The organism is Bacillus sp. JJ783 (genome assembly GCF_036963225.1).
GTDB lineage: Bacteria > Bacillota > Bacilli > Bacillales > Bacillaceae_G > Bacillus_A > Bacillus_A cereus_U.
The window spans coordinates 27,329-37,092 of record NZ_JBALMG010000119.1 but is presented as its reverse complement, the minus strand read 5'-3'; the positions used below and the strand labels follow the sequence as shown (position 1 = coordinate 37,092).

Below are 9,764 nucleotides of genomic sequence, written 5' to 3'. Positions count from 1 at the left end.
ACTTAGTGTTAGGAGTATTAAACGTAAATAAGTAAGGAGGATAGTACATGAAAAGAATTTTTGATGTATGTATTTCTTTATTATTATTATTTGTATGCTTGCTTCCTATTCTTGTAGTAGCAATCTTAGTTAGGCTGAAATTAGGATCTCCTGTGCTATTTAAACAGCAGCGTCCGGGACTGCATGGAAAACCGTTTAATTTTTATAAGTTTCGAACTATGTTAGATAAGAAGGGCAGTAATGGGGAATTACTTCCAGATGAAAATAGGATGACTACTTTTGGAGAAATTCTTAGAAAATATAGTCTAGATGAGTTACCACAGCTGATAAATGTTGTAAGAGGCGACTTAAGTTTAGTAGGTCCAAGACCATTATTGATGGAATACCTACCCTTATATTCTAGTAAACAGGCTAAAAGGCATAATGTAAAACCAGGAATTACGGGATGGGCACAAATAAATGGGAGGAATTCGATTACTTGGGAAGAAAAGTTTGAATTAGATATATGGTATGTAGAGAATCGTTCTTTTTTATTAGATTTGAAAATAATTGTACTTACAATAACAAAAGTATTTAAAACAGAAGGGATAAATCATGTTGGGCATGTAACAATGGGGCGATTTACTGGAGGGAAAATGAAAATTTTAATAATTGGGCATGGTGGCCATAGTAAGGTAGTGAAGGATATCATCTTATCAAATGAAGGATATGAAATAGTTGGCTATTTAGATGATTTATATACAGATAAAACTATTATTGATAACCTTTATTTTGGGGCAATTAAAGATGCATGGGAAATTATCAACAATTTTAATGATATAAAGCTTGTTATTGCCATAGGGAATAATAAAGTCAGAAAAAGAATTTTCGGAATATTAAATCAACCGATTGAGATGTATGCTACATTAATTCATAAAACAGCAATTATAAGTCCTTATGCTCATGTAGGGAACGGAACAGTAATTATGCCGAATGTGGTTGTTAATGCTGATACTAATATTGGTAATCATACTATTATTAATACAGGTTCCATCATTGAACATGACAATATAATCGATGATTTTGTTCATATTTCACCCCATGCTACACTTTCAGGTTCTATCATTATAGAAGAAGGGGCACATATAGGTGCCTCAGCTACTATGATCCCAGGTGTTAAAATTGGAAAGTGGTCTATCGTTGGAGCAGGTTCTGTTGTCATAAATGATTTTCCATCTAATTGTACTGCTGTTGGTATTCCGGCAAAGGTTATTAATGTAGTAAATTAAGGAGGGGATGAAGAATGATGATAAAAAATAAGGAGAAAATTTACCTTTCCTCTCCGCACATGAGTGGGAATGAACACAAATATATTCAAAATGCATTCGATACCAACTGGATCGCTCCTCTTGGCCCAAATGTTGATGGATTTGAAAGAGAACTTGCATCTTTTGTAGGAGTTAAGGGAGGTACTGCAGTTAGTTCAGGTACTGCTGCTATTCATTTAGCCTTGCGGTTATTAGGTATTCAAAAGGGAGATACAGTATTTTGTTCCAGTTTCACTTTTGTAGCGAGTGCAAATCCAATTGTTTATTTGGGAGCTGAACCAGTATTTATTGACTCAGAACCGGAAACATGGAATATGTCACCGGATGCATTGGCACATGCATTATATGAAGCTGATAAAGCAGGGAAATTACCAAAGGCTATCATTCTTGTTCATTTATATGGTCAGAGTGCTAAACTAGATGAAATTCTTGCACTTTGTAATCAATACAATGTTCCTATAGTCGAGGATGCAGCAGAATCTCTTGGATCTACATATAAAGGAAAAGCAAGCGGTACATTCGGGAAGTTTGGTGTTTATTCATTTAATGGAAATAAAATTATTACAACTTCAGGTGGTGGAATGCTCGTATCTGATGATGTAGAAGCGTTAGAAAAAGCAAGGTTTTTAGCAACTCAAGCAAGAGATATAGCACCTCATTACCAGCATAGTCAAATAGGTTACAATTATAGAATGAGTAATATATTAGCTGGTGTTGGGAGAGGGCAATTAGAAGTGTTAGAAGATAGAGTGTGTGCTAGAAGGCGTATATTTAATCGGTACTATGAAGAGTTATCTCACATACCGGGATTTTGTTTTATGCCGGAATTAGAAAATACTCGCTCGAATCGTTGGCTTACAACTATGATGATTGATGAAAAGGAATCTGGTATCTCTATTGAAAAATTATTGACAACCTTAGCAGAAGAGAATATTGAAGCACGTCCTACTTGGAAGCCACTACATATGCAGCCACTTTTTAAAGAAAGTAAGTATTATTCTCATCAGAAAGATAATGATGTATCTAAAAGATTATTTGAAAAGGGGATTTGTCTTCCTTCGGGGTCCAATATGATGGATGAGGATCAACGGAGAGTTATTCAGGCTATTATAAATATTATATAACATGGAATAATTCACAGAGAAACAAGTGGATTAATGTTCATTATAATGAATGTTAACGTTGTTGATTTGGTGTATATTTCCATTAATATATTGACGTGAAAGTAATAAAATGATAATTTAAATGTATCTATACCTAAGTTTATAGGTGAATTAGGATGTGTGGTTAATTGGGAGTTGAAATGAGTATTTTTGTTCTTTAAAAAGAATTAAATCAAGGGAGAAAAGGTGTGTTAAATAAAAAAGCACCTTTGCAGTAACTCGTTGTATAAGGGGTGGGGAAAATGAGTGCTATAACAGGTATTATTCATTTTAATGAAGAAACTATATCGATTCAGCATGGCACACAGTTAATGAGTTATTTACAAAAGTACCCTGCTGATGATATTCAAATATGGCATAAAGAAAATGCCTTTCTGGGATGTCACGCACAGTGGATCACACCAGAATCTGTTGGTGAACAATTACCCTTTTATAATTATGAAAAGCAACTGGCAATTACAGCAGATGCTATTATTGATAATCGTAATGAGTTATTTGAAAAATTACAAGTGGATTATGGAGATAGAAAAAACATGACAGATAGTGAGTTGATTTTACTCTCTTATCAGAAATGGGGGGAAGCGGCTCCAAAATATTTGGTAGGCGATTTTGCCTTTATGATTTGGGATGAGAAAAAACAAACCCTTTTTGGAGCAAGAGATTTTTCGGGAAGCCGAACCCTTTATTTTTATCGTGGTGAGGAAAAGTTTGCTTTTTGCACTAATATAAATCCGTTATTTACTCTACCATATGTTGAGAAAAAATTGAATGAGCAGTGGCTTGCTGAATTTTTAGCCATCCCGGTGAATTTTGAATCGATAGATCCTTCTTCAACAGTATATAAAACTATTGAGCAAATTCCACCTTCCCATTCTGTTACTGTGAAAAATGGAAAGGTGAAATTATCGAGATACAATACACTAATCGCCGGAGAAAGGCTTCAACTCAAATCAAACGAAGAGTATGAAGAAGCGTTTTTGGAAGTGTATCAAAATGCGATAAGATCACGTTTACGTACCCATCATCAAGTAGGGGCTCATTTGAGTGGAGGACTTGATTCGGGTTCTGTAGCCAGCTTTGCTGCACGAGATTTAAGTGCAGCAAATAAACGTCTACATACATATAGTTATGTCCCAGTAAAGGGTTTTGTAGATTGGACGCATAGAAGTAGAGTAGCTGATGAAAGACCTTTTATTCAATCGACTGTACAGCATGTAGGAAATATTAAGGAGCATTATTTGGATTTTGAAGGAAGAAGTCCTCTATCAGAAATAGATGAGTGGCTTGAAATTCTAGAGATGCCGTATAAATTCTTCGAGAATACTTTTTGGCTTAGGGGAATTTATGAGGAGGCACGGTTACAAGGAATTGGAGTACTCTTAAACGGACAGAGAGGAAACTGGACGGTGTCATGGGGCCCAGCTGTGGACTATCAAGCTATGCTTTTGAAAAAGATGAATTTACGTCGCTTTTTGCAAGAACTATATTCGTATAGTAGAAATATTGGTGTAAAGAAATCACGAGTATTTTCAGTAGTGAGAAAAAAGGCATTTCCGTTTTTGAATCGAATATCTTCATCAAAAAATCAAATTGTTTTCCCGAGATTTATTAATCCAGAATTTGCAAATAGAATGAATGTGTTCGATAAGCTTATAGAACATAATATTGATGTAACAGGCACCTCAATAACAGATGCATATGAAATAAAAAAAAGGCAATTTGAACAGTTATATTATTGGAGCATAACTGGTGCATATGGATCCAAGTTATCATTGCGTTATTCTTTATGGGATCGCGATCCAACGAATGATTTACGGGTTGTTCAATTTTGTTTAGCTGTTCCAGAAGAGCAATACGTTCAAAATGGTTTAGATCGGGCACTAATTAGAAGAGCAACAAAAAATTTCTTACCTGATAAAGTAAGGTTGAACCAGCTCACTAGAGGTGTTCAAGGTTCTGATGGTGTTTACCGTATGGCGCATCAATGGAGTGAATTTATTGAAGAGCTTGAGCAGCTTAGTAAGGATCCTATAATTTCAGAATTTCTGGATATAGAGGTTATTAGAACTGCGATTTCTAAGATTAAAGAAGAACCTCATCCAGAATATGCATTTGATTTAGATTTTCGAATTTTAATGCGTAGTTTAATAGTGTATCGATTTATGAAAAAAAATATTTGAAGGGAGGTGACATAATGAAAAAAGATTGGACAATTCCTACATTGGAAGTACTTGATATCAATATGACAATGGCTGGACCGGGTATTAAAATACCTGATGGTGTTCAACCGGATGAGGACGAAATGGTTCACCATAGCTAATTTATCAATTAGGATACACATTGTGATCCCCTTATACAGTAAAAGTATAAGGGGTTTTTATAAAAATTTTGAAAGCTATTTGGAGTGAGAGAGTTGATGGAAACTACAAATAAAAATGTATATAAAGTTTTTGGGTTAAGAGTGTTGAGTGAAATGAAATTGCCGGAATTACCTCAAATCAATGAACAAGAAGAGAATGTAGAAATTGTAATTCGATTAACTGATTTATCTCAGAAGTGGAGTGAACTTGCTAGCGCAAAACAAAACTTTGTAGTTGATAAAAACGTAGTTATGATTCGTATTCCTGATACTGCTATATTTTCTATACAAGGAGGAAAGCAAATATTTGTTTCACCAATGAAGGACGCTTGTGAAGATAAGATCCGTCTTTATATACTTGGAACTTGTATGGGTGCCTTACTAATCCAAAGGGGAATATTACCATTACATGGTAGTGCAATAAATATTGATGGGAAAGTTTATGCCTTTGTAGGTGATTCAGGAGCAGGTAAATCAACTCTTGCAGCGGCTTTTTTAAGTAAAGGATACAAAATTTTGAGTGATGATGTAATTGCTGTGACAGTTTCGTCAGATAAGACTCCAATTGTGATTCCATCTTATCCGCAACAAAAATTATGGGCGGAGAGTTTGAATGCTTTTGGAATGGGAACGGCAAGTTATAATCCATTGTTTGAGCGAGAAACAAAGTATGCTGTGCCTGTACAATCTCATTTTTTCTCTGAACCATTACCTCTTGCTGGTGTTATTGAGTTAACGAAAACAGAGGATGAGAGTGTTGAGTTGATTCGAATTGAAGGACTTGAACGATTGCGTACATTGTTCTTTCACACATTTCGTAAGTTTTTAATTACGCAATTAAAATTGACAGAGTGGCATTTCACTACTTCTACAAGTGTGATAAACAAGGTAGATATGTTTCATTTGAAACGTCCAAATAATAGGTTTACAGCGCATGAACTTGTATCAATTATATTAAAAACTATACACGGAGGAGGAGTAATAGATGATGTATACAGAGAGAATTTCTCTAGAGTGTCAGATTGTGCAAAGTGAAGAGAATATTGTGAGTGATATGGATGGGGAAAAAGTAATGCTAAATGTTCAAAAAGGGAAATATTATAATTTGGGAGAAACAGGGGGAGAAATTTGGGAACTAATAAAAACTCCAATTATGGTTACTGAACTCGTCAGTACATTGTTGTCAAAGTACAACATTGAACGGGGCGATTGTGAAGAGCAAGTTCTTTCCTTTTTAGAGTGTTTATTTCAAGAAGGTTTAATTCAAATAAAAGATCAATCTAATAGATAAATTCGTAATTTCAAGAGAGCTGTTAGGAAGGGATTAATGAATATTGTGAAAAGGTTAAGGGTATTTTTATCACTGAACATGGAAACAAAGCTTTTATTTTTAGAGGCTTTTATTTTTTTAGGGTGGGCGCGTGTACTAAAAAGTATTACCTTTTCTAAAGTTGCACCTTCTTTAGGGGATTACATGAACGAAACATCAGTTGCCCAAATTCAGCCACACGGGGATACACTAAAGAAGGTGTCTGAAGCTATTTCTATTATGAGTCGTTATACTTTTTGGGAAAGTCAGTGTCTTGTTAAAGCTATAGCTGGGATGAAAATGCTCGAAAAACGTCACATTGAGAGTACTCTTTATTTAGGAACTGCTAAGGATAGTCATGGGGAATTAATTGCGCATGCATGGTTACGGAGCGGTTCTTTTTATGTTACTGGATCAGAAGGAATGGAGAAATTTACTGTCGTTGGATCATTTGCAAAGAGGCTAAGTGAGGACATTATTAAAGGAGAATAAAATGGAGAAAGATTTTGGTCTTAATGTAGAGTTCATGTCTAAGGAATTGAAACTTCTTTTTGCAATTTTGAAGTTACAGGATGACGAAACAGTGCAAATTTACAGTAATGAATGGTTTTCGGATATTGATTGGGAGGTATTTCTTGAGCAAGCCATGCATCATCGTGTTTATCCGGTGATTTATCAAAAACTTAAACAGGTAGATGAGGAACGAATTCCTTCACATGTTGTACAAAATTTAAATAGAAAATATAGAAATAATACATTTCAAATGCTTTATTTAAGTGCTGAAATGGAACGAATAAATAAATTTTTTAATGAAAATGAGATTCGTACGATGTTTCTAAAAGGGCCTGTACTATCTCAGGACTTATATGGAGATATTTCTTTACGAACATCTTGTGATTTGGACGTTCTCATTCCTATTCAAAATTTAGAAAAAGTAGAAAAACTACTTTTAGAGCAAGGATATGTGAAAGATGATTATATTCAAACGATATTAAGTGATTGGAAATGGAGGCATCACCATATAACATTTTTCCATCCAACAAGGCGGATCAAACTTGAAATTCATTGGAGGTTAAATCCCGGACCGGGTAAGGAACCTGGGTTTGAAGAGCTTTGGAAGCGAAAGAGAAAAAGTACACTTACGAGTAATTCGGTATATATGTTAGGAAAGGAAGACTTATTTTTATTTCTTGTATCTCATGGTGCCAGACATGGTTGGTCCAGGTTACGTTGGTTAGTAGACATAAAAAAAATTGTCAATCAAGATCTTAACTGGAATGAGATTCATAAATTAATGAGAAAATACCAAATACTTCATTTAGGAGGACAAGCATTAATTTTAGCAGCTCAATTGCTAGGTGTACGACTAGATGAAAGGATGATGGAATTAGTAGCGAAAAAACGTTCAAAGCAGTTAGCTCAAGAGGCACTGTTTTATTTCAAGCAAATGATAAACTTGCATACCGATCCTGTCCCTGAAGAAGTATTTATCTATCATAGTCGATATTTATTTTCACTAATGTCTAATCAGCAAAAAATTTTATATATTATGAGCCAACTATATCCTTATCCAATTGATGCAAAAACATTACCGTTACCTAAATTTCTTCATTTTTTATATTTTCCTTTACGTCCGCTTTTATGTCTTTGGAGGAAAACAAAGAAGCTGGTTTTGTTATAGGGGGAACATCGATGAATCATATTATATATTTTATGAAGAAATTATATTCTTCAGCGGGAAAAATACTGTATGTGAATTTATTTGGTATGGTTTTAATAAGTTTACTTGAAGGGATAGGTATTATTTTATTAATTCCTATGATAAGTATGACTGGAATAATTAATATAGGTGAGGAGACTCCTTTCATTACACCTATCTATAGATTTTTGCAGGATTTTCCTAAAACAACAAGTCTAATTTTTATTTTAGGTATATATGTATTTATAGTGTTAAGTCAAAATTTACTACAAAGAAATATAACGCTAAGGGATGCGAGAACGCAACAAGTTTTTATACGAAAGTTAAGAATAGAAACATATAGTATGATTTTAAAAGCAAAGTGGAGGTTTTTTTTAGAGAAAAGGAAAACAAATCTAATTAATATATTAACTACCGAATTAGCTCGTGTTAGTTATGGGATTAATTTAATTTTACAATTGTTAGCTACTATTTTGTTTACATTCATACAGGTAGGGCTTGCGTTTTTATTATCTCCCCACATAACTATATTTGTTTTGGTCTTTGGCTTATTATTCTTGGTAGCTTCTCGTGTTTTTATAAAAAAAGCACGAATACTAGGCGGTAAGACCTCAAAATTGGCACAAGACTATCTTTCTGGTATAACAGATCATTTCAATGGAATTAAAGATATAAAGAGCAATACTTTGGAAGCATCACGTTTAGATTGGTTACAATATATAACAAAAAAGATGAGTAGCGAACAAATGGAGTATATGAGAATAAGGTCAAACTCTCAATTGTTTTATAAAATTTCAATGGCTATATTAATTGCATTTTTTATATTATTATCAGTAAATATGTTTCAAGCGCAAACTGCCCAGTTACTATTAATCATTCTCATTTTTTCCAGACTATGGCCAAGATTCATGACGATTCAATCAAATTTAGAACAACTGGCTGCAAGTATTCCTGCTTTTAAGTCATTGTGGGAATTGCAAGAGGAATGTAATGAAGCGATTGAAATGCAGGATATACATCAGCAAAAACATATAAAGCCGATTTGTATAGAACAGGGTATTGAATGTAAGGATATTTATTTTCGGTATAATAAGAAGGAGCATTTGTATGCACTTCAAAATATTAATGTGCAAATACCAATCAATAGTATGACGGCTATTGTGGGACATTCGGGAGCTGGGAAGAGTACATTAATCGATGTTTTAATGGGATTGATTCAACCAGAGAAAGGTCAAGTATTAATAGATGGAACCCCTCTTACAAGTGAAAATTTATTGTCATTGAGACGGGCTATTAGTTATGTGCCACAAGATCCTTTCTTATTTAATGCAAGCATAAGAGAAAATTTATTGATGATTGAGCCGAATGCGAGTGAAGAACAAATTTGGACTGCATTAGATTTTGCGGCGGCAGCTGAATTTGTACGAATACTTCCAAAAGGGCTTGATACTCTAATTGGAGATCGTGGAGTGAGACTTTCAGGTGGTGAACGTCAACGACTTGTACTAGCTCGAGCTATTTTAAGACAACCATCCATTTTAGTATTAGATGAAGCTACGAGTGCATTAGATACTGAAAATGAGGTAAAGATCCAATCAGCAATAGAAAGATTGAAAGGAACGATGACTATTGTTGTTATTGCGCATCGGTTATCTACGATCCGTAATGCAGATCAAGTTATTGTTTTAGGAAAAGGTGAAATTGTTCAAAAAGGTGAATTTAATCAATTGGCTAAAGAGAGAAAAGGTGTATTTCGAAATTTATTAGGGTCACAAATGGAAGTTGGTTCTTAGAGGAGAAAGATTGAATGAAATCTTGTATTATTGTAATTCGAGTTGAATGATAGCCCGGATAATGGTCAGTTACAGCAGATCTTATTCGGGTTTTTATATTTGTGTTTTGTAAATTTTGGGAATAAATATAATTT

General features: G+C 34.1%; 9 protein-coding genes. All 9 read left to right on the top strand.

Annotated elements, in window-relative coordinates:
* Nucleotides 1–47 precede the first annotated feature (47 nt).
* Nucleotides 48–1,268 (top strand): NeuD/PglB/VioB family sugar acetyltransferase, encoded by a 1,221-nt coding sequence (locus V7038_RS29605; protein WP_430648213.1) that lies wholly within the window; start codon nt 48–50, stop codon nt 1,266–1,268.
* Between the two features lie 17 nt (nt 1,269–1,285).
* Complete coding sequence (locus tag V7038_RS23005; protein WP_033716826.1) at nt 1,286–2,431, top strand: DegT/DnrJ/EryC1/StrS family aminotransferase; 1,146 nt, start codon at nt 1,286–1,288, stop codon at nt 2,429–2,431.
* Nucleotides 2,432–2,712: 281 nt separating this feature from the next.
* Nucleotides 2,713–4,650, top strand: coding sequence for a lasso peptide isopeptide bond-forming cyclase (locus V7038_RS23000; protein WP_070146823.1), 1,938 nt, complete (start codon nt 2,713–2,715; stop codon nt 4,648–4,650).
* 14 nt (nt 4,651–4,664) lie between these two features.
* On the top strand, nt 4,665–4,790 hold the full coding sequence (locus V7038_RS22995; protein WP_002199627.1) for a paeninodin family lasso peptide: 126 nt from the start codon (nt 4,665–4,667) through the stop codon (nt 4,788–4,790).
* Nucleotides 4,791–4,883: 93 nt separating this feature from the next.
* The gene (locus V7038_RS22990; RefSeq protein ID WP_002199628.1) at nt 4,884–5,864 is read left to right on the top strand and encodes a hypothetical protein; all 981 of its coding nucleotides are present in this window, start codon (nt 4,884–4,886) and stop codon (nt 5,862–5,864) included.
* Nucleotides 5,815–6,120 carry a lasso peptide biosynthesis PqqD family chaperone gene (locus tag V7038_RS22985; protein ID WP_002199629.1) on the top strand — a complete coding sequence of 102 codons (306 nt, stop codon included), beginning with the start codon at nt 5,815–5,817 and terminating at the stop codon, nt 6,118–6,120. Before V7038_RS22990 ends, V7038_RS22985 begins: the two co-directional genes overlap by 50 nt.
* Before the next feature lie 36 nt (nt 6,121–6,156).
* A complete protein-coding gene (locus tag V7038_RS22980) occupies nt 6,157–6,630 on the top strand; it encodes a lasso peptide biosynthesis B2 protein (RefSeq protein WP_002146239.1) in 474 nt (157 codons plus the stop codon).
* 1 nt (nt 6,631) lies between these two features.
* Nucleotides 6,632–7,819, top strand: a complete 1,188-nt coding sequence (locus V7038_RS22975) for a nucleotidyltransferase domain-containing protein (RefSeq protein ID WP_070146822.1) — start codon at nt 6,632–6,634, stop codon at nt 7,817–7,819.
* Nucleotides 7,820–7,830: 11 nt separating this feature from the next.
* Complete coding sequence (locus V7038_RS22970) at nt 7,831–9,630, top strand: ABC transporter ATP-binding protein (protein WP_002199630.1); 1,800 nt, start codon at nt 7,831–7,833, stop codon at nt 9,628–9,630.
* The last annotated feature ends 134 nt before the right edge of the window (nt 9,631–9,764 follow it).